Below are 26148 nucleotides of genomic sequence, written 5' to 3' on the forward strand. Positions count from 1 at the left end.
TTAAGTGACCGGCCCATTTGGCATGGTTTATGAAGATTTATTACGGGTGTATTCTGGAGGGCTGTCCCAAATAGCCTTTAGTGGAGAGAAAAATGCAACGAAAAGAACTCGGCACGATTAGAACGCTCTGGCGTTTGGTGCCATATGCAAAATCCGCACTTCCTAGAATCGCACTGGGAATGTTGGCGGCCATTTTGGCGCACCTTTTCGCCTTGGCGATCCCACAGTTTTTGCAAAACCTGGTTGATTCTTTGGTTGCCGGCGGGGTCGGTGCGCTACTTCCGGCAGTTGGTCTGATTCTTCTTTTGGGATTCATGGAGGCTGGTTTCGTATTACTGCGGCGTTGGTTGGTCTTGACTCCTGGCACATTCGTTGAGGCGGAGATGCGTAATTCGATTTATGCCAAACTCCAGGATCTTCCGGTCGCGTTTCACGATCGTTGGCCTTCGGGGCAGCTTTTATCTCGGGCCGTGTCTGATCTAAGTTTGATTAGGCGTTGGCTGAGTTTTGGTCTGGTACTTTTGGTCGCAAACTTTCTAACCCTGGTGGTGGGCTTGGGAATTTTGTTTGTCTATAACTTCTGGCTCGGGCTAATCTTCACCGTCGCATCAATCCCGATTTGGGTTATTGGCTTCAAGTTCGAAAAGCAATATGGCTCAATAGCCAGACTGGCCCAGGATCAATCTGGCGATTTGGCAACCAGGGTAGAGGAGTCGGTGCACGGGGTCCGGGTGCTCAAGGCTTTTGGTCGGGGTGGCTTTGCAGCCGATCAGTTTGCTTTGCAAGCCACCGAGCTGCGCGACACCGAGATTTCCAAGGCTCGCGCGATTGCGAATATTTGGTTGTATCTGATCATGATTCCCGAGTTCGCCCTCGGGTTGGCGCTTTTGGCTGGGGTTTGGCTTGCGGCCACTGGAGATTTGACCGTGGGCACTCTGGTGGCGTTCATTGCCACCGCGATGGTCTTGCGTTGGCCAACCGAGTCACTTGGGTTCCTGCTTGGCATGACGCTTGAGGCTAAGACTGCGACCCAGCGTTTTTACGAGGTCATGGATGAGCCCGATCTGATTAAGGATCCGACTTTGGTGAAGACCATCAAAGACCCTAAGGGGTTGCTCGAATTCCACGATGTTCACTTTAGATATCCAGATACCCCAGATGATTTACCCGATTTAGTAAACGGAGTCAGTTTGCGGATCGAACCGGGTGAGTCGGTGGCGCTGATAGGGCTTACCGGTTGCGGTAAAACAACGCTGACAGCTCTAACCACAAGGCTTTACGATGTCACATCAGGCTCCATAACAATCGATGGTGTCGACATCAGGGATCTTTCCAGGGATGACCTCAGAACTCAGATTGCGATGGCTTTCGAAGATGCCACGCTATTTTCATCATCGGTTAGAGATAACGTGCTTTTGGGAAACCTCGAGGAGAGCGAAGAAGACTTAATACAGGCTCTGGAGATTGCTCAGGCTGGATTCGTATTTGAGCTACCCAAGGGTCTTGACACGGCCATCGGCGAGGAGGGGCTCTCACTTTCTGGCGGCCAACGCCAGCGTCTCGCGCTGGCCAGGGCGGTTGCGGCTAACCCGAGTATTTTGGTTTTGGATGATCCGCTATCGGCTTTGGATGTGGACACCGAGGCAATGGTCGAAGATGCGCTGCGGCATGTCTTGAATAAAACCACCGCGCTGATTATCGCGCACCGGCCTTCAACCGTGATGCTGGCGGACAGGGTTGCGCTGATGCAGGATGGTCAAATCACAGCCTTTGGCACTCACCAAGAATTGCTCAAGAACAATGCCCACTACCGATATGTCATCACCTCTTTGGATGAAGATGAGAAGAACAGGGAGGTGAACCTGTGAGTCTCTACGGCACAAATAACGAAGAACGCACCGATCTAAATAAAGAAGAATCCAAGTTCATTCGTCGGCGCTCCAGGGTGCTCTTGGGCTCACTCCTGATTCCACTCAAAATGCGGCTTTATGCCGCTGTGGTGATGATCGTTTTTTCTACTGCACTTCGAGTAGCGGGCCCCGCACTGATTGCCTTTGGTATCGACTGGGCTCTTCCGAATGCGATTGACGGCAACTACCAGCCGCTTTGGCTGATTGTGGGCATTTATCTTTCGGCTGCGGCGCTGAGTGCGATAACCGTTTACTACTTTTTGATGCTCACCGCGAAGATATCGCAGGCCATGCTCTATGACTTGCGAAATCGGGTGTTTGTCCACACTCAAAAGCTCTCAGTCGAGTTTCATGAGCGCTACACCGCGGGCCGGGTCATCGCTCGCCAAACCTCAGACCTGGAATCTATTTCGGAGCTCTTATCGGGCGGTCTAAGCGAGTTGGTAGTGGGGGGCATGTTCATGCTTTTCACCGCTATTGCTCTTTTGATTTTGGACCCGATCAGCTTCTTTATTTTGGCTGGGGCCCTTATTCCACTTGGCATTCTCACCCGTTGGTTCCAGGTCAACACCAATAAGGGATTCAGGGCGCAGCGAGTAGCCTCGTCCACCCTGATTCAGTACTTTGTTGAGACCATGACGGGAGTCCGCGCGGTCAAGGCATTCCGCAAAGAGAAGCGTAACGAAAAGTACTTTGGCTCTCTGGTTGAAAAATACCGCGGCCTAAACGCCAAGCTGATTCAGCTTTTTGGTATCTACGACCCGGGTCTAATTCTGATTGGCAATATCACGGTGGCGGCGGTGTTGTTGGCCGGTGGATTCAGGGTTCTGGATGGCTCACTAGGGATTGGGGTTTTGACCGCGGCCATTTTGTATGCCAGAAGATTCTTTGATCCAATGGAGCAAATTGCCATCTTCTACAACTCTTACCAAGCCGCTTCTTCGGCACTCGAAAAAATCTCTGGCGTACTGCAAGAAGAGCCGAGTGTGCCAGAACCTTTAAAGCCGGTAAAAATTGATAACGCTCAGGGCAAGGTTAACTTTGAGAATGTCGATTTTAAGTATTCAACCGGGGCCGTGGTGCTCCACCCATTCAGCCTCGAGATTCCTGCCGGACAAACAATTGCGTTGGTCGGAACTACCGGTGCCGGAAAATCGACTCTAGCCAAGCTGATATCTCGCTTCTACGATCCTTCTAAGGGGGTCGTCTCAATCGATGGCGTCGACCTAAAAGATATTTCAAACTCTGATTTGCGCCGGGAAATCGTGATGGTTACCCAGGAGGCCTACCTATTCACAGGTTCGGTGGCTCAAAACATTCAGCTTGGAAAGCCCGGTGCTTCGATGCAGCAGGTAATCGATGCCGCCAAGGCGGTCGGCGCTCACGAATTTATCTTGCAACTGCCCAGCGGTTACGAGACCGATGTGAATAAGCGCGGTGGCCGAGTTTCTTCGGGTCAGCGTCAGCTAATCTCATTTGCTCGCGCTTTTTTGGCCAACCCCGCAGTCTTGATTCTCGATGAGGCCACTAGCTCGCTGGACATTCCCTCGGAGCGATTGGTGCAGGTCGGGCTCAAGACTCTATTGAAGGGAAGGACCGCTGTGATCATTGCGCACCGCTTATCAACGGTGGCGATTGCCGATCGAGTTTTGGTAATGGAACACGGCAAGATAATCGAGGACGGGTCACCTAAAGAGTTGGTCGATGCTGGTGGCAAGTTCTCCAGGCTTTATAAAGCCTGGAAGGAGTCGCTGGTTTAGGCCGACTGTCTTCAGTGATTGAATCTAATTTTCCAACTTGTGCTAACCGATAGGCTATTGGGTGCCCGTTTGGCGCGATCAGCGTCTTTTATCAGGAGTAATTTATGAGCAAAATCAAAGTGATAGGCAAGGTCGTTGAACTAGACGGCGACGAGATGACCCGCATCATCTGGCAGGACATTAAGGACAATCTGATTCTGCCGTTTCTGGATGTCGATTTGGAATACTACGACCTTTCGGTCGAAAACCGTGATGCTACCGACGACCAAATAACCATTGATGCTGCCCACGCCATCAAAAAGCACGGTGTTGGAGTGAAGTGCGCAACCATCACCCCGGACGAAGACCGGGTAACCGAATTCGGCCTCAAGAAAATGTGGCGCTCACCAAATGGCACCATTAGAAACATCTTGGACGGCGTGGTGTTTCGCGAGCCGATTATCATTTCCAACGTGCCAAGGTTGGTTCCCGGCTGGACCAAGCCAATCATCATCGGTCGTCACGCTCACGGAGACCAGTACAAGGCCACTGACTTCAAGGTTCCGGGTAAGGGCACTGTCACCATGACTTGGACTCCGGCCGATGGCTCAGAGGCTCAGACCATGACCATCGCGGATTACCCAGAGGCCGGCGGTGTAGCTATGGGTATGTATAACTACATGGATTCGATTAGAGACTTTGCGAGGGCATCTTTTAATTACGGCCTAGCCCGCAACTACCCGGTTTATCTCTCAACCAAAAACACGATTTTGAAGGCCTATGACGGCGCATTCAAAGACGCCTTCCAGGAGGTCTTCGACGCCGAATATGCCGAGCAGTTCCAAAAGGCCGGCTTGACCTATGAGCACCGCCTGATCGACGACATGGTCGCCGCTTGCCTCAAGTGGGAGGGCGGTTATGTTTGGGCTTGCAAGAACTACGATGGTGATGTTCAGTCCGACACTGTGGCCCAGGGCTTCGGCTCACTGGGTCTTATGACTTCTGTGCTAACTACCCCGGATGGCGAAACAGCCCTTGCGGAGGCCGCCCACGGCACAGTGACTCGTCACTACCGCCAACATCAAGCCGGCAAGCCAACTTCGACCAACCCGATTGCCTCGATTTTCGCGTGGACCAGGGGTTTGATGCACCGCGCAAAGCTAGATAACACTCCCGAGGTGCAGGCATTCGCCGAGACCCTCGAGGATGTCATTATCAAGACTGTCGAAGCGGGCCACATGACCAAGGATCTGGCAGCGCTGGTCGGGCCAGATCAGGCTTATCAGACCACCCAGGAATTTATGAGCACCCTCGCAGAAAACCTGCGCGGCAGAATGGCCTAGGAAAACACTGCCCTTTCGAGGGCTGTGGATAACTCCCTGCAAGAATCTGCAGGGAGTTTTACCTTTGTCGGCATGAAATATAAATTGAAGTCGGCAATAGCCAGTGCGGCACTTTTGGTCGCAACTCTAATTCCACTCTCCGCCTCAGCTAGTGAGGTGTGTGTCGGTGCTGATTGCACCGTCACCTTTGAATACACCGGTGCGGTGCAAACCTGGATTGTGCCCAATGGCGCGAGCAATGTCCAGTTTGATGTCAAGGGCGCCCAAGGTGCCGGCGGGGCCGGCGGCGGAACTGTCAAGGGAAATCTTAGGAACCTTCCCGGCACCGTCTCAATCTATGTGGGAGGTGCTGGCAGTTACGGTGCTTATCTAGCCGGGGGCTTCAACGGCGGCGGGAGCTCTGGGGGTAACCGAGGCAATGAGGGCTCTGGGGGCGGTGCAAGCGACATCAGGCTGGGGACCGCCTTGGGCTCTCGTATTGCGGTGGCTGGTGGGGGCGGTGGCCCAGGAGGTCTAACTGGAGCTGCTGGAGCACCCGGCGGGGGACTCCAGGCATTGCGCGGTGGATCCGGGCAGGGAGCCGGCGGATTTGGCGGCGGACAATCCTCGGGTGGATCGGGTGGTTCTTCCAATGGCGGCTCTGCAGCTTCAGGCGGCGGTTTTGGAGCTGGTGGGTCGGGAGGTTCGAGTTGGAACGCCGGCGGCGGCGGCGGCGGCGGTGGCTGGTATGGCGGCGGCGGTGGCGGTGGTGACGATGACAACTGTTGCGCCGATGGCGGCGGCGGCGGCGGTGGATCTTCCTTCACCGATCCAACCCATGTAGCCAATCCAACCCACATCGTGGATGGCCGCGCAGGAAACGGCACCGTCACGATAACTTATCAATTGCCTTTAATGCTAGTGAGCTTCTCCGGGGTCCAGATTGACTCTGACTCAGCTTTATATTCGCTCGAGATGTCCTCGGCAATATCGGGCTTGGACTCTCAAGACTTCGAGCTCACCTCAAGCGGATGTGTATTGAATGAGATTAACGTGAATGAATCATTGGCGAGTATTGCGCTAACAAACTGTGCAGAGGGCTCAATCCTCCTCACGCTTTTGGCCAACTCGGTGGGATCAGGTGCTACTGGTCCTAACACCTCGACGAGTTTCCAAGTGGAATTTGATGGAACTGGTCCGGATTTCGTATTTGACTCTGAAGAAATTCTGACTTCGCAGGACAGCTTGTTGATTTCTTTCACGACAAGCCCAGATGTGTTAGCGGTAGAGTCTGAAATGTTTGAAATTCAGGGCTGTGAAGCTGCTGAAATTTTGCAGAACGAAGTCTCGCTTTCGGGTTGCGTAACAGGCCTCCACCAGCTACTCCTGCCGGCAAATTCTCTCAGCGATCAGTGGGGGAACCTGGGGCCTCAAACTGAGGTCAGCTTTAGTTTCGAGGTTGATCGAGATAGCCCCGAGGCCCTGTGGTCAGAAGTGACTATCGCAGGAACCGGCCCTTTTACATATAGCGCCACTCTCACTTTTTCAGAAGAGGTGGATTTCAATCCGCAAAGCGTGAGCATTAACTTCGATTCAGATTGCACGCTCGTTTTTGAGCAGCAAGTGCAAGGCTGGAGATTCGATGCGGTGTGTGGTTACGGTGAGGGGAATTTTGAGTTAGCAGCCGACTCACTGACCGATCGAGTTTTATCTACCGGACCTTCCAGCGCCTATAGATTGGGATTTGATAATCGAGCACCGCTAGTGGTGGCCCAACCCGAACCTGAACCCGGAATCATTGCTCCCCCTAGTGCACCAGCGCCCGTTAGCGAGTTGCCGCCCACAGCTTCCGAACCCGATGTCGAGAGCACTGATCCCGCAGATTCCGAAACCGTGGCGACTCCTGAGACAACTCCGAGCCCTGTGACCCCGCCGGCTGTGCCGGCAAAAGTGATTGATCAGGCGCTGAAATTGGTTGTGGGGACAACGCCTAAACCGATAGTCATCTCGATTGATGAGAACGAATCTCCCTTGGTGGTCGAGATGGAACCAGAGAGGGTTATCGAACCCGCGGCACCGGTAGTTACGAATTTAGAGCCTCGTTCAGAACCAGTATTAGCGCAGCCTGTGAGGGGCGCACCACTTCAGGCTCAGGCAGAGCGGGCCTGGTTTGCACCTTGGATAGCCGCGCTACTGGCTGGATTTATGGTTCTGATTGGCCTTGGATTCTGGAGGTTTAGCGGAAGATAACGGTGCGAGCACCATCTTGCAGGACGCGGTGTTCAGCGAACCACTTGACCGCTTGGGTCAGGGTTTTAGATTCCGCGTCCTGGCCGATGGAAACTAACTGGGCAACGGTATTCGAGTGTTCCACTCGGGTGACGTTTTGCTCAACAATCGGACCCTCATCTAGCTCCTGGGTCACAAAGTGCGCTGTGGCCCCAATGATTTTTACGCCGCGAGCGTGGGCCTGCGCGTAAGGATTAGCTCCCTTAAAGCCGGGCAGGAAAGAGTGGTGAATATTGATTATCTTTCCCTGGAATTCTTTACAGAATTCTGGGGAAAGAATTTGCATGTAGCGCGCCAAAACGATTAGTTCAACATCTCGGGCATGAATAAACTCACTGAGTTTTTTCTCAAATGATGCTTTGTCAACACTGGTTTCGATTTGCATGGATTCGAACTCCACGCCATAGAAGGTGGCAAGCCCGGAGAGATCATTGTGATTTGCAAATACCTTGGGAATCTCTATCGGCAGCTGACCTGAGCGCTGTCGGTATAGGAGATCATTCAGGCAGTGACCTGCCTTGGAGGCAAGGACCAAAACCCGCATCGGCCTGGCAACAAAATCCAGTACGTATTCCATCTGAAATCTCTCGGCGATAGCCTCGAACTGCTGTTCGAAATCCTGCTTTGAAATCTCGGCTTCTATCTGAAGACGCATAAAAAAACGACCGGTGTCCATGGAGGCATACTGCTGGCTCTCAGTGATGTTGCCCCCAACTTCGGCGACCACGCCAGATATGGCATGCACGATGCCTTTTTTATCGGCGCAAATAAAGGTTAGGACCCAGTGTTCTTTGGTTGGTTGCATGCCAACAATCCTATTGAGGGCAAAGCTAAGTTTCAGACTTTAGGTTTGGTAAACTTAGTAGATGACAACTCAACCAAATAGCTTTACCGCACCACTATCCGAGGTTGACCCGGAGATTGCCGCTGTTTTACAGCAGGAGCTAGACCGTCAGCGCCACACCTTGGAGATGATTGCTAGCGAGAACTTCGTCTCTCGGAGTATTTTGGAAACCACCGGCTCGGTCCTAACCAATAAGTACGCTGAGGGGTACCCGGGCAAGCGGTATTACGGTGGCTGTGAAGCTGTAGATATCGCTGAGCAGTTGGCCAAGGATCGCCTGAAAGAGCTTTTTGGAGCAGAACACGTGAATGTTCAGCCCCACTCGGGAGCAACCGCTAACGCAGCCGTATTGATGGCACTTGCCAAGCCGGGTGACAAGATCCTTGGTTTGAGCCTGGCTCATGGAGGGCACCTCACCCACGGCATGCGGTTGAACTTCTCTGGCAAGACCTACGAGGGTCACGAGTATGAGCTAAACCCAGAAACCTTCTTGGTTGACATGGACATAGTTCGAGCACGAGCCCTGGAGGTCCGCCCAACTGTTTTGATTGCGGGATGGTCCGCGTACTCAAGGCATCTCGATTTTGCCGCCTTTAGGGCGATTGCCGATGAGGTTGGAGCCAAACTTTGGGTCGACATGGCCCACTTTGCTGGCTTGGTAGCGGCAGGGCTGCACCCAAGCCCAATTCCCTATGCTGATGTGGTTTCTTCGACAGTACATAAAACCCTTGCTGGACCTCGTTCTGGCATGATTTTGTGCAAGGCGGAGTATGCAAAAAAGATCGACTCTGCCGTGTTCCCTGGGCAACAGGGTGGTCCGCTGATGCACGTCATAGCCGGCAAGGCTGTTGCATTTAAGCAGGCCATGCAGCCCGAGTTCAAAGAGCGCCAGCAGCGCACAATCGAAGGTGCCAAAATAATCGCAGAACGGCTAATTAGGCCAGACGTTGTGGCGGCGGGGGTTTCTGTCTTGACTGGCGGAACCGATGTTCACCTGGTTTTGGTTGATCTTCGCAACTCCCAGCTTGATGGCCAAATGGCCGAAGACCTGCTTCACGAAGCCGGTATCACGGTGAACAAGAACTCTGTTCCTAACGACCCGAGGCCACCCATGGTCACCTCGGGTATTCGGATTGGGACCCCGGCCTTGGCCACCCGTGGCTTTGGCGCCGCCGAATTCACTGAAGTGGCTGACATCATCGCCCACGTTTTGATCCCGGGTTCTGACATTGCAGCGCTCAGGGCGAGAGTGCGAGTGCTAACCGAGGCAATTCCACTTTATTCGAACCTAGAGAACTGGTAAGCATTTGACGGCGGTCAAACTAGATGGCTTGGCAGCCGCCAAGGTTATCAAGAGTGACCTAAGACTCAAAGTAATTGAGCTCAAGGCAAAGGGAATCACCCCTGGGCTGGGGACTCTTCTAGTAGGCCAGGATCCCGGGTCACTGAAGTATGTGGCTGGCAAGCACCGAGACTGCGCCGAGGTGGGCATCGAGTCGATTCGGATTGATCTTCCTGAAACTGCAAGTGCTCAAGATATCAAAGCGGCAATCCGAGACCTCAATCAAGCCCCCGAAGTCACCGGCTACATAGTTCAACTTCCGCTTCCAGCGGGCATGGACTCCAATCAGATGCTGGAATTGATTGACCCTGAAAAAGATGCCGACGGTTTACACCCGATAAACCTTGGCAAATTGGTGATGAACGTCTCCGGTGAAATGACATCTCCGCTACCTTGCACTCCCGCCGGCATAGTGGAGCTTCTAAGAAGGCACGGGGTGCCAACCTCCGGTGCCGAGGTAGTAATTCTAGGCCGTGGCCTCACGGTGGGAAGACCGCTTAGTCTTTTGATGAGCCGCAGGGGAATTGACTCAACCGTGACAATATTGCACAGTTCCTCGAGGTATATTCCCGAGGCGGTTAGGCGGGCTGACATCGTTGTCGCGGCAATCGGCCAACCTCATTTTGTGAAGCCAGAATGGGTCAAGCCCGGTGCGGCGGTTTTGGATGTTGGAATTTCGAGAGTAAATGATTCACTCTTTGGCGATGTTGATCCCGGTGTAGCAAGTGTCGCTGGTTACCTATCGCCCAACCCAGGAGGGGTCGGACCAATGACCAGGGCGATGCTCTTGTCAAATGTGGTTCGAGCAGTTAGCTAGAACTTACTTCTGATAGCCCAAAGGTCCGGGAAGACCGGATTGAATAAAGTTGAGGCTAAGTAGCCGGCACCCGCTGAGCCGCCAGAACCCATTTTTCTTCCGATTGTGCGTTCCACCATCTTCACATGCCGATAGCGCCACTCCTGCAAGCCCTCATCAAAATCAACTAGCGCTTCGGAAACCATTGCGGCTTCCGGGTCGGTTCTGTGCATTTCAATTAGTGCGATCTGTAAGCCCTCGTGTGGCTCCCAGGCCATCGCGACATCTCTTTCGAGCGCCTCGCTGGGGAGCTTGATGCGGTGGTTGAAATAGTGCATCGCGGAATCCCAAAGCGAAGGCCTTGTCATTGCTGCCTCCACCCGAGCCCTGGCGCTTGATCCTTGCACTAGGTGCTCGGCCATTCCCATTCCGCTAGTTTTATCTGCGCCAGCCCCGGCTTGATCTCGCCTGCCAAGGACCGCCTCCAATTCTCGGAATTGAGCGGATTGAAAACCAGAGGCAGAGGAGAGTCTTTCTCTGAAGGAATTGAATTGCAGCGGAGTCATGGTTTCCAAGATATCGAGTTGCGAAACGCAGGTCTTCATAATTGTGCGAATTCGCCCAAGTATCGCCAGAGAACGGTGGCTATCTCCCTTTTCTAAAACAACCTGCAGGGCCGAGGCTTCGTGCAGAATTTGCTTGAACCAAAGTTCATAGACCTGGTGGATGGTGATAAATAAAAGTTCATCATGTTCTGGGCCATCGCTTAGCGGATGCTGCAGCTCTAATAGCTCATCGACTTTTAGATAAGAGATGTAGGTGACGTGTTTATTTTCGCTCATGTAACGCGATTCCCATCAATCTCAACGCTCTTATAGTCGCCAGACTCCACCAACTCACGCAATCTTTCGAAGCCGTCAAAAACTTCGAGGTAAGAGGTTGCCAGGGGAGAAATTGCAAGCCTCACAGCATTTGGCTCACGGAAATCTGGAATGACATTCTTGAGTTTTCGAAGGGCTAGGGCAATCTGCTTGGCGTCTTTATGAGTGAGTATGATATGGCCACCGCGTTTGCTTGAATCCCTCGGAGTCCCCAGTGTGAAGCCAAGCGGCTCGAGCCAGGCATCAAAAAGCGCAATCATCAGGTCGGTGCCGGTAGCAGCCTTCTTCTCGATATTTGCAATTCCAGCTCTCTCAATCATCTCGAAAGCCACTTCAACACCCCTGATGCCGATGATTGAAGGGCTAGCAATCTGGAACCTGCGAATCTCGTTGTTCGGCTCAAAAAACGGGCCCATTTCGAATTGCTTGTCCTGAGCAAACCAGCCTTGGATTGGAACCCTAAGTTGATCTTGTAGTTCTTTTCTGACGAATAACCAGGCTGGAGAACCGGGCCCCGAGTTGCCATATTTATAAGTGCAACCGACAGCGAGGTCGACATCGTTTTTATCAAAATCTAGTTGAATAGATCCCACCGCGTGAGAGCAGTCCCAGACCACCAGGGCGCCATATTTTTTAGCCAGCGCGTTGATTGCTTTTGTGTTCGATCTTGCACCCGATCGGTAGTGAATTGCCTGAAGGGTAATAAGTGCCACATCATCTGAAAGGTGTGGCTCAAGCGCCTCGGGGGTTATCAGTTCATTTTCGCTCTCAATTTCAACTGCCCCCGGGCCACCTTGGCCATCGTTATTCAGGGTTATCAGCTTTAGCCCAAACGCTTCGGCAATGCCGGCAATTATGTAGCGATCGGTTGGGAAATTTGAAGAATCGATGATTACCGTTTTGCGATTCGGTCTGGCTTTGATTGCAGCCACGCAGAGTTGATAGAAATTCACGCTGGTGGTGTCCATAACAAGGGTCTGTCCTGGGCCTGAGCCCAAGCTTGCTCTTGCTAAGAGGTCGCCTGCTGGCTGGGCCTGGTCAATCCAGTGACCCCAGCCATCCACTAGTTCGGGTCCCCATTCCTTTAGTAGAAAATCATTCACGACCGTGACGGTTTTCTTGGGCAGACGGCCAAGCGAGTTGCCATCCAGATAGCAAAGATCCGCATCAGTTATTAAAAATTCGGATTTGAATGCGGCTAGCGGGTCGGCAGCATCTAGCTCAATTGCGAAGCTTCTTTGCGTGGCTGATTCTTGAGATATTTTCTGGCTCATTCGACCAACCTATACCTAAACCAGCAGTTGGTGCTTCGCTAGCTCTGCGTATAGCGGGGTCGTTTTAACCAATTCGCTGTGGGTGCCGGAGCCGACCACTTGGCCACGCTCAAGCACGATGATTTGATCGCTGTCGACCACCGTAGACAAACGGTGGGCAATCACGATCAGGGTGCGGTCTTTAGCCACCGCATCGATGGCCTCGCGCATCCGCTGCTCGTTTGGACCATCCAGCGCGCTGGTCGATTCATCCAAAAGCAAAATTGGGGGAGCGGCGAGAAGTGCCCTGGCGATCGCCAGTCTTTGACGCTCTCCGCCAGAGAGCATGATGCCTGATTCGCCAACCTCGGCGTCTAGTCCCTTGGCGTCTCGGTTCAATACTTCTGAGAGGTTGACCATGTCCAAAACTTGAGTCAGTTCTTCCTGCGTGGCGCTGCCCTTACCGAGCAGCAGGTTTTCTCTTAGCGAGCCAGCCAAAACTGGAGCGTCCTGCTCGACATACCCAATTTGCTCTCGGAGTGCTTGGCGAGAGAATGAGGAGACGTCTTGACCATCGAATAAAATACTGCCACCGGTTGGCTCGTAGAAGCGCTCGATGAGCGAGAAGATGGTCGACTTACCGGCTCCGGAAGGTCCCACCAGTGCAACTCTTGAACCGCGAGGAATTTCTAGACTGACGTTCTCGAGAATCGCCTTTGGCTCCTCGCCCGCTTCGGGCTGGTAATGAAAATTCACGTTCTTGAATTCTAAGGCTGTCTTATTTTTCGCCTCTCTTAGGTCTTTAGCTTCTCCGGCCTCCTCCTCAACCAATACCATGATCTCTTGGATTCGAGCCAGAGCGCCAAGGGCGCTCATCACCGAGGTATAAGCGCCAAAGGTGCTGATCAGTGGGCCAATCATAAAGAACAACAAGATCACAAATGTCACAAGCGACGCGATGGTGGTCTCTCCGGTGGCGACCCGCAAGCCACCGAGACCAAGCACCACTATGAAAGCGGTGTTGAAGGCGATTTGGGCGATTGGGGAGATGACGGCCGAGAGCTTGGCGATTTTGACGCCCTGATCGTAAGCCGCCTCCGCATCCTTATTCATCGCGGCAATCTCACGGTCTTCCGCGCGCGCTGCGCGAATGGTGCGGATAGCTCCAAGGGCTCGCTCAACCGCAGAGCTCATTTCACCAACCATTTGCTGGGCCTTGGTAGTCGCGGAGCGAATCTTGCGACCAGCCAGCGCGATAGCCACGACCGCTATTGCAACAACGGCCAAGGTGGCACCGAGAAGAACCGGGTCGATAAAAGCCATCACAATAACTGCACCGAAGAACGTGAATATTCCACCGACCGCGGATACCAGCCCCTGGGTCAAAACTGCCTTCAGAAGAGTGGTGTCGGAACCGACCCTAGAAACCAAGTCGCCAATTCTTCGGCGGTCATACTGCCAAATTGGTAAGCGAACTAAGCGTGAAATAAGAGCCTTACGAGTGGAAAGAACAACACCCTCACCGGTTCGATATAGAAGGTAGAACTGATAACCATTTATAAGTGCGCTTGAAACTAGCAAAATAACAATCCAGAACGCCAGACCACCAATTGCGGTGCCGGCTTCAACCCCTGCAATAACCTGTCCCAATAAAAGTGGCTGCGCTAGGGATAGTGCGGACACCACAACGGACAGAATCACTGCAAAAATGAGGGCTTTTTTGTGGTCGACCAGATACGGCAGGAGGTCTTTTAGTTTTGCCCTGGGCCCTTTGTATTCGCGACTTCTTGGATTCTGGGTTGGGTCTTCGTACTGATTGCTCATCTATTCCTGATTCTTACGGGCTAGCCCATCTCCTAGGAGCTGCTCATTGAGCAAGAAATTGATTTCTTGGAAACTCAATGCCTTGGTGTAGGCGGTGTTGGAACTAAACCTCTCATAATCTAAACCTTCAAGAGTGCCAATTACATCCTCACTAGAAACTCTAAGAAACATCAAGGTCGTATTGGGCACGCGGTCAAACTGGCGCAGCACCTTGCCGCAGCCATAGCCAAATACCCGCAAGGCGATATCGGCCTCCTCGACGCTGGTCTTTTTCACATATCCGTTATCCGGCACAACGTGAAGTTTTCTCAGATCGATCCTCTTTTCCCAGACCTGAAAGCAGGTTCGAAAGCCATTTCCCTTTTGGTAGCTTTCACCAGTGTCGGTTTGATAATGAATTTCGAGGGCTTCATCGTGAACCAGGTGGAATCTTCTGTCGAGGCGATTTTGCACCGACCACTTGCGCCAAGACCTCGGCACCAAAAAGGCAATGTAATCCGAAAACTCAGCTGCATGATTGAAAAATGGCACACTAAGCGCGTTATTTCGCCCAAACGGTGGGTTAGAGATAGTTACCAAGTTCGCCAGTTTAGGTTGCCAGATTAGAAAATCGGCCTGCTCGACCGCAACGTGTTTGGGGTAGAGGTCCACTGCCTGAATCTTTTTGACCCCTTGGCTCTTGAGCGCTTCAATGAAGCTACCGGTGCCGCCCGCGGGCTCTAAATAATCCCTTGCAAGGGCGTTCGGTATTATGCCTAGGGTTTGCTTGGTGAGGTCTTGAGCCAGTTCGATTGGGGTGTAGTACTGCTCGGTTCCAGTAACCCTGCGGTTTCCAAGCTTTGGCTTCACCGGCTAAACATATCAAGGTTTCTCGAGAAACTCTTCGGGGCACAAGTTATCCGGAGTTCGGCATTTGGATTTGGTATCCTGTAGGGCTTGCCCACTCAGGCAAAAAAGATGGAGCAAAATTGGCTTTAGATACCTCTCGTGAAATAGTAATTCACGCCAAGAACCTAACCAAAACCTATAAAGACTTTATTGCGGTTGACGGAATCGATTTTGATGTGTATCGAGGTGAGTCCTTTGGTCTACTGGGACCGAACGGCGCCGGCAAATCAACCACCATGAAGATGATCTCTTCGGTGTCAAAGCGCTCGAGCGGCGAGCTCACCATCTTGGGTAAAGAGCCCGATTTTCAAGGTCCCGAAATTCGGGCTCACCTCGGAGTTGTGCCTCAAAAAGACATGCTCGATCGCGAACTAAAGGTCTGGGAGAACCTCTTCACCTATGGGCGCTATTTTGGCCTTTCACGTAAGTGGCTCAAGGCCAAGGTGGAAGAGCTTTTGATTTTTGCTCAACTAGTTGAGAAGCGAAATGCCAAAGCCGATGATCTTTCGGGGGGCATGCAGCGCAGGCTCGCCATCGCGAGGGGTCTGGTGAACGAGCCGGAAATCTTGCTGCTGGACGAGCCCACTACCGGGTTAGATCCGCAGGCTAGGCACATTCTGTGGGACAGGCTATTTCGCCTCAAGGAACAGGGCGTGACACTGGTTATAACCACCCACTACATGGATGAGGCCGAGCAACTTTGCGACCGCCTAATAGTTATGGACAACGGAAAGATCATGGCGGAGGGTTCCCCGCAGGCGCTCATCAAGGAGTACTCCTCCAAAGAGGTGGTGGAGCTTCGATTCGGCACCGATAAAAACGAAGCGGCGGCGATAGCGCTCGAGAAGTTTGATGCTCGTATCGAAGTCTTGCCTGATCGCATTTTGATCTACACCGATAGGGGCGAGGAGCTTCTTGGTCAGATTGAAGCTTCGGGTATGAAGCCAATCACCTCTTTGGTGAGGCGGTCGTCATTGGAAGATGTCTTTTTGAGACTCACCGGCAGAACCCTGGTCGACTAAATGTCGGATTTAAAGTTCACTCCGGGCAGTGCCGTTGACCCAAAACGAGCCGTTAGGTTTGGCGCCTTTCGAGTAGCCGAATATCGCTTTTACTCAATCAGCAAATGGCTCGGCGGAGTGATTGCCTTTGCGCTCGGGAATCCGATTTTGTATCTGGTATCCGTTGGGCTCGGAATTGGCGCATTGGTTGATGCGAATTCTTCCGACCAAGGCCTGGGTGGAGTGAGCTATTTGCAGTTCGTGGCTCCTGCACTTTTGGCCGCCGCTGCAATTCAAGCCGCCGTGGATGAGGTGACATTCCCAACCATGGATGGCTTTGTGTGGGACAAGTTATTTTTTGCAATCCACAACACCTCAGTTTCGGCTATCCAGATAGCCAACGGGGTCATGATCGTGGCAATGGGTCGGGCGCTTTTTACCACCCTGATGTACATGGGGGTGCTTTTGCTATTCGGAGCGATTCCCCTCAGTAGCTCAGTTGCACTGGTTTTGACCTCCATGATGGCGGCTTGGGGCATGGCCGCGGGTGTTCTGGCGATTACCGCGAGGCTCGAAAAGGACGAGGGCTATTTCGCCATGATTGCCCGATTTGTGATCGCGCCGATGTTTTTATTCTCCGGAACCTTTTACCCGCTCGAGCTAATGCCCATTTTTCTTCAGCCAATTGGATGGGTTTCACCGCTTTGGCATGCCACCGAACTCGGTAGAGCACTGAGTTATGGCAACCCGCTCGAGCCTGTAATGCTTTTTATCCACCTTGCCTATTTGGTACTCATGGGGGTCATTGGGATGGCCCTGGTTTATCCCAAGTTCCAAGAAAGGCTAAGTAGATGATTACTCAGGCCCTAGTTTCAGGCGCGGTGGCGATTGCCGAAAGACGCGCCAGCAAACCCGGCAGTGGTGTCTATGCGGGTCGCTCTCGGGTTTTGGTAGAGCGCGGTGTTTACGCAGCCAAGAGCTCCAACTGGTTGGTAATTGTTTCCGGCTTTGTGGAGCCGGTGCTTTATCTTTTGGCCTTTGGTTTTGGTATCGGCCAGTTAATTGGAGACTTGGAAGACGGTAGCGGCAACACGGTCAGCTATGCGGCCTTTATTGCGCCGGCACTTTTGGCGACCAGCGCGATGAATGGCGCAATTTACGACGCGACGTGGAATGTATTTTTCAAAATGCATTTCGGCAAGATCTACCAGGTGATGCTCTCAAGTTCGCTTGGGCCACTGGATGTCGCACTTGGGGAGATTGCCTGGGCACTATTGCGCGGCACCGTTTACTCGATTGGCTTCATGGCCATTGTTGCGCCCCTTGGTCTAGTAACAAGCTGGTGGGGGCTATTGGCGATACCTGCCGCGACGCTGATTGCATTTGGATTCGCGTCGGTGGGCATGGCAATTACTTCTTATATGTCAAACATCCAGCAGATGCAGTGGATTAACTTTTTCTTGTTGCCGATGTTCTTATTCTCCGGAACCTTTTTCCCAGTGAGTGTTTACCCACAGTGGATTCAAGTAATTGTTCAGGGTTTGCCACTTTGGCAGGGGGTCGAGATGATTCGTTCAATCATGCTTGGGAATTGGGACCTAAGTATTTTGGGTCACGTGGCATATTTTGTGGTGATGATTCTTGCCGGGCTTTGGTTCACAACCCACAGGCTGCGCGCGCTGTTTATGCGCTAACCCTCTGGCCGACTATTAGCCGAGTGAGAGCATGTGCAATGCGGCCTGGACCGCCTCTTTACCCTTGTCTTCTTTGGAACCCTCGAGCCCGGCCCTTGAAAGTGCCTCAGCTTCGGTGTTCACAGTGAGAAACCCAAAACCAATTGGGATCGAGTAATCAAGTTGAACTCTGGTTAGGCCATCGGTAGCGGAGGAGCAGATATAGTCAAAATGTGGGGTTTCTCCCTGGATCACAACGCCCAAGGCGATGATTGCATCCGCTCCGGCTTCGGCTGCCCTGAGGGCCGCCAGAGGTAACTCAAAAGCCCCTGGGATTCTTTGCAGAACTATGTCTTTGGTGCCAGATTTTTCGAGTTCCCTAAGAGCTCCTTGAACTAGCCCATCCATGATCTCGGTGTGCCAAGAAGTGGCAATTACATAGATCTGTTTTCCCTGGCCTGAAACTTCAAGCTCTGGCGCTCCGTGTCCGCTCATCCTTCAAGATTAGCGGGAAGATTGTGACCCATCCGCTCACGCTTCGCGTCTAAGTAGCCCTTGTTCTGCTCCGCCAGCCCAACAATCAATGGGACAGTCTCGGTGACAGGGATGCCGGCTTGAATCAAGAATTCTCTTTTCGCAGGATTATTGGTCAAAAGCTTTACGCTCTCAATTCCCAGATCGCGCAAGATTGCCACGGCTGCGCCGTATTCTCTTGCTTCTGAGGGAAGCCCCAGGGCTAGATTGGCGTCCACGGTGTCCAGACCTTTTTCTTGAAGCGCATAAGCCTTGAGCTTGTTCAAAAGACCAATGCCACGGCCTTCTTGGCCGCGAAGGTAGATAACGACTCCGCCATCCTTGGTTTGGTTAATAGCGTCCATTGCAGCGTCTAGTTGCGGGCCGCACTCGCACTTGAGAGAACCGAAAGCTTCCCCGGTGATGCACTCGGAGTGAATTCGAACCAGCACATTTTGCCCGGTTGGGTTTCCGGAAACGATTGCCATGTGCTCGGCGGTGGTTTGCACGTCATAGTAGCCGCGGACTCGGAAGTCGCCGTGAGTGGTTGGGATGTTTGCTTCGGCCTCGAAGCGGATTCTATTGGCAGGCTCGCTTGCCAGATCGGCACGTTTAGCCATGTGATCCTTTAAGTGTGAGATGGTCGTCATAGGTAAGTCAAACCTCTGCGCCATCTCAAATAATTCCGCAAAGCGCATCATTGTTCCGTCGTCGTTCACCATCTCCGCCATCATTGCAACTGGCTGAAGGCCTGCAAGAAGCATTAGGTCAACTGCGGCTTCGGTGTGGCCGGGCCTAATAAGCACTCCGCCAGGCTTTGCCCTAAGTGGCAATACGTGACCTGGTCGCAATAAATCGACTGGCTGCGAGCTTGGATTAGCTAAAACTCTTCCTGTCAGAGCTCTCTCACTCGCGGAGATTCCTGTTGATTCCCTTGCAGCGGCATCAACACTCACGGTGTAGGCGGTGCGGTGCGGGTCTTCGGATTGGCTCCACATCAAAGGCAGGTTTAGGTCGTTCGCTCTCTCATCACTCATCGGTGCGCAGATATAACCGGAGGTGTAGCGGATCATCCAGGCCAGCCATTCTGGGCTAGCGAACTCGGCGGCGATGATTGCATCACCCTCGTTTTCACGATCCTCGGCGTCGCTAACAAGCACTGGTTTTCCCTGGCGAAGCGCCTCTAGGACCTCTTCGATGCTGCTCAGCTGAACTGTGCTCATTTGTTTTCTAACAATCGCTCGATGTGTTTGGCCAATATGTCTACCTCTACGTTCACCTTGTCACCCGGGGATTTATAGCCCAGGGTGGTGACTCTGAGGGTTTCTGGAATCAGAGATAGCCCGATAACGTCATCCACTATTTCATTTACGGTTAGCGAGATGCCGTCAAAGGTTATTGAGCCCTTATGAACCACATACTTCATTAGCTCTTCTGGAACCCGAATCCTGACCCACTCCCAGTTCTCGCTTTCCTCTCGGCTTACCAACTCTCCGACTCCATCAACGTGACCCTGCACGATGTGGCCTCCAAACCTAGTGGCCGCACTCATCGCTCTCTCCAAGTTGATTGGGTCTCCCACTTTGACTTCGCTCAGGCTTGAAAGCTTGAGGGTCTCCAGCATCACATCGGCGGTGAAGCCGTGCTCGTCGATTTCTATAGCTGTGAGGCAGGTGCCAGAGCACGATATCGAATCACCTCTGCCTAAGTCTGAGAGCACCTTAGTAGCCCCAACAGTCAGCCTGACGGCATCTGGCTGAACCTCAATGGCAATTACTTTGCCCAGCTCTTCGATAATTCCAGTAAACATTTACGCGCTCCTTGCTCTGATAAAAATGTCGTTTCCCAAGTTTTTTGTCTCTAAGATTTCGAGATTCTTAGCTTCCGAGATGCCCTCAACCCCAAGGTCTATCAGCGAGGTTTTGTCGCCACCCAAAAGCATTGGAGCCAAATAGATCAGGTATTCATCTACCAGCCCAAGCTTCACGAACTCGCTCGCAAGGTTTGGGCCGCCTTCGATAAATACGTGCTTGATGCCGCGATCCCAAAGCGTGTCCAGAGCCTCTTCAATGGAGTGGGTCTTGAGCTGAACCGTCTCGGCGTCATTATTAAACACCTTCAAGTTCCGATCCAACTCGCGCTTACCCAGTACCACTCGAAGCGGTTGTGAGCCGCACAGCATCCCATTTGACTGCCTGGCGGTGAGCGCCGGATCATCGGCTTCGATGGTGCCGGTGCCAACCATGATCGCGTCAACTTGGGAGCGCCTTAAGTGAGTGTCGGATCTTGATTCTTTACCTGAAATCCATTTGCTTGAGCCATCCTGGGCGGCGTTTCTGCCATCCAAGCTGGAGGCCCACTTGAGTGTCACAAAGGGTCTGCCCAAACGGTTGGAGGTTAGCCAAACTCGGTTCTGGGCCTCAGCCTCTTCTAAGAGCACACCGGAGATGACCTCCACGCCAGCCGATTTTAGAGTTTCTGCACCAGCGCCCGAGGCATCTCCTGGGTCACCGGAAGCAAATACCACCCTTGAGATTCCGGCTTCAATTAGTGCTTCGGCGCAGGGTCCGGTTTTTCCAGTGTGATTGCAGGGCTCGAGAGTGACAACTGCAGTGAAGTCCTTGGGCAGTATCTCAACTCCCAGTTTTTCTCGGAGGTTTTTAAGCGCCATCACTTCGGCGTGGTCTGTTCCGGATCCAAGGTGCCAGCCCTCTGAGACGATCTTGCCATCAACATCCAGAATTACAGCCCCAACCTGGGGGTTCACGCCCATAAATGGACCCTGCAACGAAAGCTCTAGGGCGCGCAGCATCGCTGATTCATACTGATCAGTTGTTGACATTTGGCCCCTATCGAAAACTCTGACACAGACGCCAGGGGGCGCAAAAACTAGGGGTGCCAAAAGCACCCCTTAGTTCTTCTCCCATCCGGACTATGACCGTCGGTTCTGGAATTTCACCAAATCAACCGCCCAAAGCCGCCCTGCTGGATGCAGGGCTTTTACGCGGGTCGCGGACTATAACCGCCGGCTCAGATTTTCACTGACCCCGAAGAACTGTGTTATAAAGAACAATACTCTCTGCCCAAGATAAATTCCTAAACGCTAAGCGCGAACTAAGCCCAAGTTGTCGTAGACCTTCGCCAGAGTAGCTTCGGCAATGATGTTGGCTTTTCGGGCCCCGATCGCCAAAAGAGAATCCAACTCGGCCGGGTCTTCCAACAGCTCGATGGCTCGGATTCTAATTGGCTCGAGGTGGGCGATGACCGCATCAGCAACTTCGCTTTTCAGGGCACCATAGCCAAGGCCGGAGAGTCTGGTGGCAATCTGGTCCACACTTTCTCCGGTCACTGCGCTGTAAATCCCTAAAAGGTTGGAGACTCCAGGTTTACTCTCCCGATTGAACCGAATCTCACCGTCAGTATCAGTAACCGCGCTCCTGAACTTTTTCGCGATAACACTCGGCTCGTCTAAAAGGTTGACGGTTCCCTTGGGGTCTACCGCCGACTTTGACATTTTGGCGGTTGGTAATTGCAGATCGTAAATCTTGGCTGTTTCTTTAGGAATAACCGCTTCGGGAATCTCAAAGGTATTCCCGTAGCGAGTATTAAAACGCATCGCTAAATCCCTTGTCAGTTCGAGGTGCTGACGCTGGTCTTCGCCAACCGGAACCGCCTTTGGCTGATATAACAAAATGTCGGCCGCCTGCAGGATGGGATAGGTGAATAACCCGACAGAAGCCTGATCGCTGCCCGCCTTGAGGGACTTGTCTTTGAACTGGGTCATGCGACTGGCTTCGCCAAAGCCGGTGATGCAGTTTAGGACCCAGGCCAATTGGGCATGGGCGGGAACATGGGATTGGACAAATAGCGCCGCCTTTTTAGGATCGATTCCGGCGGCTAAATACTGGGCGGCGGTTCTGCGAGTGTTGTTGCGCAGCTCTTTTGGGTCTTGCGGCACAGTGATCGCGTGCAGGTCGACAATCACGTAGAAGGCCTGATATTCATCCTGCATCTTCACCCACTGGGTCAAGGCGCCAAGATAATTGCCCAGGTGAAGACTTGAGGCCGAGGGCTGCATGCCTGATAAGAGATTTGGTTTGGTCATTTCTTAGATCCTAAAGTGAGTAGTCGACTACCACTGGAGAGTGGTCAGTCCACCTGGTGTCATAGCTTGCCGCTCTGTCAACCCGATAATTCTGCCCTAGTTTCGCCAGGGCGGGGGTTGCTAATTGGTAGTCAATCCGCCAGCCAGCATCATTATCAAAGGCCTGCCCTCGATAAGACCACCAGGTATAGGGCCCCGGAACATCTGGGTGAGCGTTTCTACCAAGATCCTGCCAACCCTGAGATGCAAAAGCATCAAAGAAGACTCGCTCCTGAGGCAAGAACCCTGAGTTTTTAAGATTGCCCTTCCAGTTCTTAATGTCTAGCTCAGTATGGCCAACGTTGAGATCTCCCAACACGACCACTAGTCGATCGTCTTTTATTAGCTCTTGCATACGAGCCTGCATTGCGTTCAGAAACTTATATTTCTCAACCTGCTTTGGGGTATCAACCTCACCCGAGTGCACATAGCAAGAGATGACGGTGAGCACCGCGGCAGCAGTTTGGAAATCTGCCTCTAGCCAACGCCCTGCCGAATCAAAATCTTCGGCACCCAACTCGGTGCGAATCGCGATAGCTTCGGTTTTGGATAAGACCGCGACCCCGGCACGACCCTTTGCGGTTGCTTCGTGTTCGTAGATGTGCCAGTTATTTTCAAGGCTTAGTGGGCCATCGTCCAGAGCCAAGGCTAAGAGTTCTGATTTTGGCGCTCTTACTTCCTGGAGGCAAAGAATGTCCGGTTTGGCGACACTGAGCCAATCGGCCATGCCTTTTCTAGCCGCTGCGCGAATACCGTTGACATTAACCGATGCGATAGAAAGCATGCCTAAATTATGACCCAGAGTTCTTCGCCTCTAACCTCAAGATTAATTTTCCCTAGCGCTTGTCGAGCTGGTCCGGCCACGACTCCACCGGTTTCGACATCGAAGCGCGCCCCGTGACAACCGCAAGCTATTTGATTGTCTTGCACTCCATTTACTATGCATCCGGCGTGGGTGCAGGTCGCATTAAATGCCTTGAACACTCCAGCAATGGGCTGGGTTACCAGGATAGTTAGTGCGTCATCGATCATGAATTTGGCTCCTGAGCCAGCCATTACAGCGCTGGTCATTCCGAGCATTACCTCGCCCAGAGCCGCCTTGGGGGTTTGGTCAACTGTGCCAGAAGGGGGCGTGGTCTCAGCTAGCTGGGGACCACTTGCGCAAGCTGCGAGGGTGAGCCCAGCTGCGCCAGCGACTGATGTGACCAAAATCGCTCTTCGGGTGACTGACATTTTCTTAGACCTTAGACCTGAGCATCGCCTGCTTTACCTCAGCAATTGCCTTGGTTACCTCGATGCCCCTCGGGCAAGCTTCGGTGCAGTTAAAGGTGGTGCGGCAGCGCCAGACGCCCTCTTTATCGTTCAAGATATCCAACCGAAGCTCCGCACCCTCATCGCGAGAGTCGAAGATAAAACGGTGCGCATTCACGATTGCGGCTGGGCCGAAGTATTGACCATCGGTCCAAAACACCGGGCAACTGGTGGTGCAGGCGGCGCACAAAATGCACTTGGTGGTGTCGTCGTAGCGAGCCCGCTCCTCGGGGGATTGAAGGCGCTCTTTTTGAGGCTTATCCGAGGCAATTAAGAACGGGTTGATGTCCCTGAACGCCTGATAGAAAGGGTTCATGTCAACAATCAAATCTTTTTCAACCGGCAAACCCTTGATGGGCTCAATGTAGATCGGCTGAGAAATGTCGAGGTCCTTGATAAGGGTTTTGCAGGCCAGACGATTGCGGCCATTGATGCGCATAGCATCCGAGCCACACACGCCGTGAGCGCAAGAGCGACGGAAGGTCAAAGAGCCATCCTGCTCCCACTTGATTTTGTGCAAGGCGTCCAAAATGCGGTCGGTGCCATACATTTCAACGTCGTAATCGACCCACTTGGCCTCGGTGTCGGTTTCTGGGTCAAAACGTCGAACAAATAAAGTGACTGTGAATGAGGGAATCTCTTCGATTTGCGGTGCGGCTTGCTGTGCCATTAGTACTTACGCTCCATCGGCTGATAGTTGGTTACAACAACCGGCTTCCAACCGATTTTTATCTTTGCTTTAGTGGTCTTGTCGACCTTGTCAATCTGGTAGGCCATCGAGTGGACCATGAACTTCTTGTCGTCACGATCTGGGAAGTCTTCCCGAAGGTGAGCTCCGCGGCTTTCGCGGCGCTCACGGCAGGTGATCACTGTTACCTCGGCTAGATCGATTAGGAAGCCAAGCTCAACGGCCTCGAGAAGGTCGGTGTTAAAGCGCTTGCCCTGATCTTGAATCGAGATGTTCTCGTAGCGCACGCGAAGCTCTTGAATCTTTTCGTAGGCCTCGTTCAGGGTTTCCTCGGTGCGGAAAACCTGGGCATTTTTGTCCATAGTCTCCTGAAGCTCCTTGCGCAAGACAGCAACCTTTTCGGTTCCCTTGGCATCTCGAACCTTTTGAAGCATCCGAATAACCATGTCTGGTGCGTCCTCTGGAACTGGGACCTGGGTAGCCGTCTTGGCGTACTCGACGGCATAGATTCCAGCCCTTTTACCAAACACGTTGATGTCCAGCAGGGAGTTGGTGCCCAGGCGGTTCGCGCCATGGACCGAGACGCAGGCGCACTCACCAGCGGCATAGAGCCCCGGTACAACGGTGTTGTTATCCGAGAGGACTTCGGCCTTGATGTTGGTTGGGATTCCACCCATTGCGTAGTGGGCAGTTGGGAATACCGGCACCATCTCGGTGTAGGGCTCGACCCCGAGATATGTTCTGGCGAATTCGGTAATGTCGGGCAGCTTTGCGTCAATCACAGCTGGCTCCAGATGGGTTAGGTCCAAAAAGACGTAGTCCTTATTGGGTCCGCCACCCCTGCCCTCTCTTACCTCGTTGGCCATCGCCCTTGCAACCATGTCTCTTGGAGCAAGGTCCTTAATGGTTGGCGCATAGCGCTCCATGAATCTTTCACCGAGGGAGTTTCTTAGAATCCCACCTTCACCGCGAGCGGCTTCGGACAGCAGAATCCCGAGCCCAGCAAGACCAGTTGGGTGGAACTGGTAGAACTCCATGTCCTCTAGGGGCAAGCCCTTTCGGTAGATGATGCCCACGCCGTCACCCGTGAGGGTGTGGGCGTTTGAAGTTGTCTTATAAATCTTTCCGAAACCACCGGTTGCAAAAATGATCGCTTTACCAGCAAAAACGTGGATGTCTCCAGTTGCTAGGTCATAAGCCACAACACCGGCCGGTTTGCCATCGTTCATCACCAGGTCCAAAACGTAGAACTCGTTGTAGAACTCAATGCCGAGCTTCACGCAGTTTTGGTAAAGGGTCTGCAGAATCATGTGGCCGGTGCGGTCAGCCGCATAGCAGCTGCGACGAACCGGAGCTTTTCCGTGATCTCTTGTGTGACCACCAAATCGGCGCTGGTCAATCTTGCCGTCTGGGGTTCGGTTGAAAGGAAGCCCCATATTCTCAAGGTCAATGACTGCCTGAACTGATTCTTTAGCCAAAATTTCAGCAGCATCCTGGTCGACCAGGTAATCGCCACCCTTGACGGTGTCAAAGGTGTGCCACTCCCAGTTGTCCTCTTCAACGTTTGCAAGAGCCGCTGCCATTCCGCCCTGAGCGGCACCAGTGTGCGAACGGGTTGGAAATAACTTGGAAACCACGGCGACTTTGGCAAGCGGACCGGCTTCGATTGCGGCGCGCATTCCGGCGCCACCGGCACCCACGATTACAACGTCGTACTCGTGATATGTGAC

The 26148-nt window shown here is 52.9% G+C and carries 23 protein-coding genes and 1 riboswitch; of the genes, 9 read left to right on the plus strand and 14 right to left on the minus strand.

The features are described from left to right. The first annotated feature begins 92 nt into the window (after nucleotides 1-92). The 4 genes from BLP47_RS03035 (at nucleotide 93) to BLP47_RS03050 (ending at nucleotide 7221) form a co-directional block, all read left to right on the plus strand. Nucleotides 93-1868: an ABC transporter ATP-binding protein gene (locus BLP47_RS03035; protein ID WP_091852860.1), complete on the plus strand. Its 1776-nt coding sequence runs from the start codon at nucleotides 93-95 to the stop codon at nucleotides 1866-1868. Further along, nucleotides 1865-3670, plus strand: a complete 1806-nt coding sequence (locus BLP47_RS03040; RefSeq protein WP_091850248.1) for an ABC transporter ATP-binding protein — start codon at nucleotides 1865-1867, stop codon at nucleotides 3668-3670. Before BLP47_RS03035 ends, BLP47_RS03040 begins: the two co-directional genes overlap by 4 nt. Before the next feature lie 104 nt (nucleotides 3671-3774). Beyond that, complete coding sequence (locus tag BLP47_RS03045; protein ID WP_091850250.1) at nucleotides 3775-4992, plus strand: NADP-dependent isocitrate dehydrogenase; 1218 nt, start codon at nucleotides 3775-3777, stop codon at nucleotides 4990-4992. A gap of 72 nt (nucleotides 4993-5064) precedes the next feature. Further along, on the plus strand, nucleotides 5065-7221 hold the full coding sequence (locus BLP47_RS03050; RefSeq protein ID WP_091852863.1) for a glycine-rich protein: 2157 nt from the start codon (nucleotides 5065-5067) through the stop codon (nucleotides 7219-7221). Here BLP47_RS03050 and purU read toward each other — a convergent pair. Beyond that, nucleotides 7208-8065, minus strand: a complete 858-nt coding sequence (gene purU, locus BLP47_RS03055) for a formyltetrahydrofolate deformylase (RefSeq protein WP_091850252.1) — start codon at nucleotides 8063-8065, stop codon at nucleotides 7208-7210. The two genes, BLP47_RS03050 and purU, sit on opposite strands and share 14 nt — an antisense overlap. Nucleotides 8066-8126: 61 nt before the next feature. Between purU and glyA the strand changes: the two genes are divergently transcribed. After that, on the plus strand, nucleotides 8127-9407 hold the full coding sequence (gene glyA / locus BLP47_RS03060; protein ID WP_091850254.1) for a serine hydroxymethyltransferase: 1281 nt from the start codon (nucleotides 8127-8129) through the stop codon (nucleotides 9405-9407). Nucleotides 9408-9411: 4 nt separating this feature from the next. After that, on the plus strand, nucleotides 9412-10263 hold the full coding sequence (locus tag BLP47_RS03065; protein WP_091850256.1) for a bifunctional methylenetetrahydrofolate dehydrogenase/methenyltetrahydrofolate cyclohydrolase: 852 nt from the start codon (nucleotides 9412-9414) through the stop codon (nucleotides 10261-10263). On the opposite strand, the gene BLP47_RS03070 is transcribed toward BLP47_RS03065, so the two are convergent. The 4 genes from BLP47_RS03070 to BLP47_RS03085 are packed head-to-tail and all read right to left on the minus strand — an operon-like array spanning nucleotide 10260 to nucleotide 15049. Beyond that, nucleotides 10260-11084, minus strand: a complete 825-nt coding sequence (locus BLP47_RS03070; RefSeq protein ID WP_091850258.1) for a tryptophan 2,3-dioxygenase — start codon at nucleotides 11082-11084, stop codon at nucleotides 10260-10262. The two genes, BLP47_RS03065 and BLP47_RS03070, sit on opposite strands and share 4 nt — an antisense overlap. Continuing rightward, nucleotides 11081-12397, minus strand: coding sequence for a kynureninase (locus BLP47_RS03075; RefSeq protein WP_091850260.1), 1317 nt, complete (start codon nucleotides 12395-12397; stop codon nucleotides 11081-11083). Before BLP47_RS03075 ends, BLP47_RS03070 begins: the two co-directional genes overlap by 4 nt. A 15-nt stretch (nucleotides 12398-12412) precedes the next feature. Then, the gene (locus BLP47_RS03080) at nucleotides 12413-14200 is read right to left on the minus strand and encodes an ABC transporter ATP-binding protein (RefSeq protein WP_091850262.1); all 1788 of its coding nucleotides are present in this window, start codon (nucleotides 14198-14200) and stop codon (nucleotides 12413-12415) included. Next, complete coding sequence (locus tag BLP47_RS03085; RefSeq protein WP_091850264.1) at nucleotides 14201-15049, minus strand: hypothetical protein; 849 nt, start codon at nucleotides 15047-15049, stop codon at nucleotides 14201-14203. Nucleotides 15050-15168: 119 nt separating this feature from the next. On the opposite strand from BLP47_RS03085, the gene BLP47_RS03090 reads away from it, so the two are divergent. The 3 genes from BLP47_RS03090 to BLP47_RS03100 are packed head-to-tail and all read left to right on the plus strand — an operon-like array spanning nucleotide 15169 to nucleotide 17783. After that, nucleotides 15169-16110: an ABC transporter ATP-binding protein gene (locus tag BLP47_RS03090; RefSeq protein ID WP_091850266.1), complete on the plus strand. Its 942-nt coding sequence runs from the start codon at nucleotides 15169-15171 to the stop codon at nucleotides 16108-16110. After that, nucleotides 16111-16944, plus strand: coding sequence for an ABC transporter permease (locus BLP47_RS03095; RefSeq protein WP_091850268.1), 834 nt, complete (start codon nucleotides 16111-16113; stop codon nucleotides 16942-16944). After that, a complete protein-coding gene (locus BLP47_RS03100; RefSeq protein ID WP_091850270.1) occupies nucleotides 16941-17783 on the plus strand; it encodes an ABC transporter permease in 843 nt (280 codons plus the stop codon). Before BLP47_RS03095 ends, BLP47_RS03100 begins: the two co-directional genes overlap by 4 nt. A 15-nt stretch (nucleotides 17784-17798) precedes the next feature. Here the strand turns inward: BLP47_RS03100 and ribH are convergent, their stop codons facing one another. The 9 genes from ribH to sdhA all read right to left on the minus strand — a co-directional run bounded on the left by ribH (nucleotide 17799) and on the right by sdhA (nucleotide 26097). Then, complete coding sequence (gene ribH / locus BLP47_RS03105; RefSeq protein WP_091850272.1) at nucleotides 17799-18257, minus strand: 6,7-dimethyl-8-ribityllumazine synthase; 459 nt, start codon at nucleotides 18255-18257, stop codon at nucleotides 17799-17801. Then, a complete protein-coding gene (gene ribA / locus BLP47_RS03110) occupies nucleotides 18254-19498 on the minus strand; it encodes a GTP cyclohydrolase II (protein WP_091850274.1) in 1245 nt (414 codons plus the stop codon). Before ribA ends, ribH begins: the two co-directional genes overlap by 4 nt. Further along, a complete protein-coding gene (locus BLP47_RS03115) occupies nucleotides 19495-20085 on the minus strand; it encodes a riboflavin synthase (protein WP_091850276.1) in 591 nt (196 codons plus the stop codon). Before BLP47_RS03115 ends, ribA begins: the two co-directional genes overlap by 4 nt. Continuing rightward, a complete protein-coding gene (ribD, locus tag BLP47_RS03120; protein WP_091850278.1) occupies nucleotides 20086-21117 on the minus strand; it encodes a bifunctional diaminohydroxyphosphoribosylaminopyrimidine deaminase/5-amino-6-(5-phosphoribosylamino)uracil reductase RibD in 1032 nt (343 codons plus the stop codon). It lies immediately after the preceding gene. Between the two features lie 69 nt (nucleotides 21118-21186). Further along, nucleotides 21187-21334: riboswitch (FMN riboswitch) on the minus strand. 44 nt (nucleotides 21335-21378) lie between these two features. Further along, nucleotides 21379-22380, minus strand: a complete 1002-nt coding sequence (gene trpS / locus BLP47_RS03125; RefSeq protein ID WP_091850280.1) for a tryptophan--tRNA ligase — start codon at nucleotides 22378-22380, stop codon at nucleotides 21379-21381. A 10-nt stretch (nucleotides 22381-22390) separates the two neighbouring features. Then, a complete protein-coding gene (locus tag BLP47_RS03130; protein ID WP_091850282.1) occupies nucleotides 22391-23203 on the minus strand; it encodes an exodeoxyribonuclease III in 813 nt (270 codons plus the stop codon). A gap of 2 nt (nucleotides 23204-23205) precedes the next feature. After that, the gene (locus BLP47_RS03135) at nucleotides 23206-23652 is read right to left on the minus strand and encodes a Rieske (2Fe-2S) protein (protein ID WP_091850284.1); all 447 of its coding nucleotides are present in this window, start codon (nucleotides 23650-23652) and stop codon (nucleotides 23206-23208) included. A gap of 4 nt (nucleotides 23653-23656) precedes the next feature. After that, on the minus strand, nucleotides 23657-24400 hold the full coding sequence (locus BLP47_RS03140; protein WP_091850286.1) for a succinate dehydrogenase iron-sulfur subunit: 744 nt from the start codon (nucleotides 24398-24400) through the stop codon (nucleotides 23657-23659). After that, nucleotides 24400-26097, minus strand: coding sequence for a succinate dehydrogenase flavoprotein subunit (sdhA, locus tag BLP47_RS03145; protein WP_249883416.1), 1698 nt, complete (start codon nucleotides 26095-26097; stop codon nucleotides 24400-24402). The genes BLP47_RS03140 and sdhA overlap by 1 nt, the downstream gene beginning before the upstream one ends. Nucleotides 26098-26148: the final 51 nt, after the last annotated feature.

It is taken from the genome of Candidatus Aquiluna sp. UB-MaderosW2red, from assembly GCF_900100865.1.
Taxonomy (GTDB): Bacteria; Actinomycetota; Actinomycetes; order Actinomycetales; family Microbacteriaceae; genus Aquiluna.

Coding starts and splice junctions, on each gene's coding strand:
- trpS (WP_091850280.1), bottom strand. CDS start 22,380: ATGACCAAACCAAATCTCTTATCAGGCATGCAGCCCTCGGCCTCAAGT.
- BLP47_RS03035 (WP_091852860.1), top strand. CDS start 93: ATGCAACGAAAAGAACTCGGCACGATTAGAACGCTCTGGCGTTTGGTG.
- BLP47_RS03070 (WP_091850258.1), bottom strand. CDS start 11,084: ATGAGCGAAAATAAACACGTCACCTACATCTCTTATCTAAAAGTCGAT.
- BLP47_RS03045 (WP_091850250.1), top strand. CDS start 3,775: ATGAGCAAAATCAAAGTGATAGGCAAGGTCGTTGAACTAGACGGCGAC.
- BLP47_RS03130 (WP_091850282.1), bottom strand. CDS start 23,203: ATGCTTTCTATCGCATCGGTTAATGTCAACGGTATTCGCGCAGCGGCT.
- BLP47_RS03115 (WP_091850276.1), bottom strand. CDS start 20,085: ATGTTTACTGGAATTATCGAAGAGCTGGGCAAAGTAATTGCCATTGAG.
- glyA (WP_091850254.1), top strand. CDS start 8,127: ATGACAACTCAACCAAATAGCTTTACCGCACCACTATCCGAGGTTGAC.
- ribA (WP_091850274.1), bottom strand. CDS start 19,498: ATGAGCACAGTTCAGCTGAGCAGCATCGAAGAGGTCCTAGAGGCGCTT.
- sdhA (WP_249883416.1), bottom strand. CDS start 26,097: ATGCGCGCCGCAATCGAAGCCGGTCCGCTTGCCAAAGTCGCCGTGGTT.
- ribD (WP_091850278.1), bottom strand. CDS start 21,117: ATGTCAACAACTGATCAGTATGAATCAGCGATGCTGCGCGCCCTAGAG.
- BLP47_RS03080 (WP_091850262.1), bottom strand. CDS start 14,200: ATGAGCAATCAGTACGAAGACCCAACCCAGAATCCAAGAAGTCGCGAA.
- purU (WP_091850252.1), bottom strand. CDS start 8,065: ATGCAACCAACCAAAGAACACTGGGTCCTAACCTTTATTTGCGCCGAT.
- ribH (WP_091850272.1), bottom strand. CDS start 18,257: ATGAGCGGACACGGAGCGCCAGAGCTTGAAGTTTCAGGCCAGGGAAAA.
- BLP47_RS03100 (WP_091850270.1), top strand. CDS start 16,941: ATGATTACTCAGGCCCTAGTTTCAGGCGCGGTGGCGATTGCCGAAAGA.
- BLP47_RS03135 (WP_091850284.1), bottom strand. CDS start 23,652: ATGTCAGTCACCCGAAGAGCGATTTTGGTCACATCAGTCGCTGGCGCA.
- BLP47_RS03050 (WP_091852863.1), top strand. CDS start 5,065: ATGAAATATAAATTGAAGTCGGCAATAGCCAGTGCGGCACTTTTGGTC.
- BLP47_RS03140 (WP_091850286.1), bottom strand. CDS start 24,400: ATGGCACAGCAAGCCGCACCGCAAATCGAAGAGATTCCCTCATTCACA.
- BLP47_RS03075 (WP_091850260.1), bottom strand. CDS start 12,397: ATGAGCCAGAAAATATCTCAAGAATCAGCCACGCAAAGAAGCTTCGCA.
- BLP47_RS03095 (WP_091850268.1), top strand. CDS start 16,111: ATGTCGGATTTAAAGTTCACTCCGGGCAGTGCCGTTGACCCAAAACGA.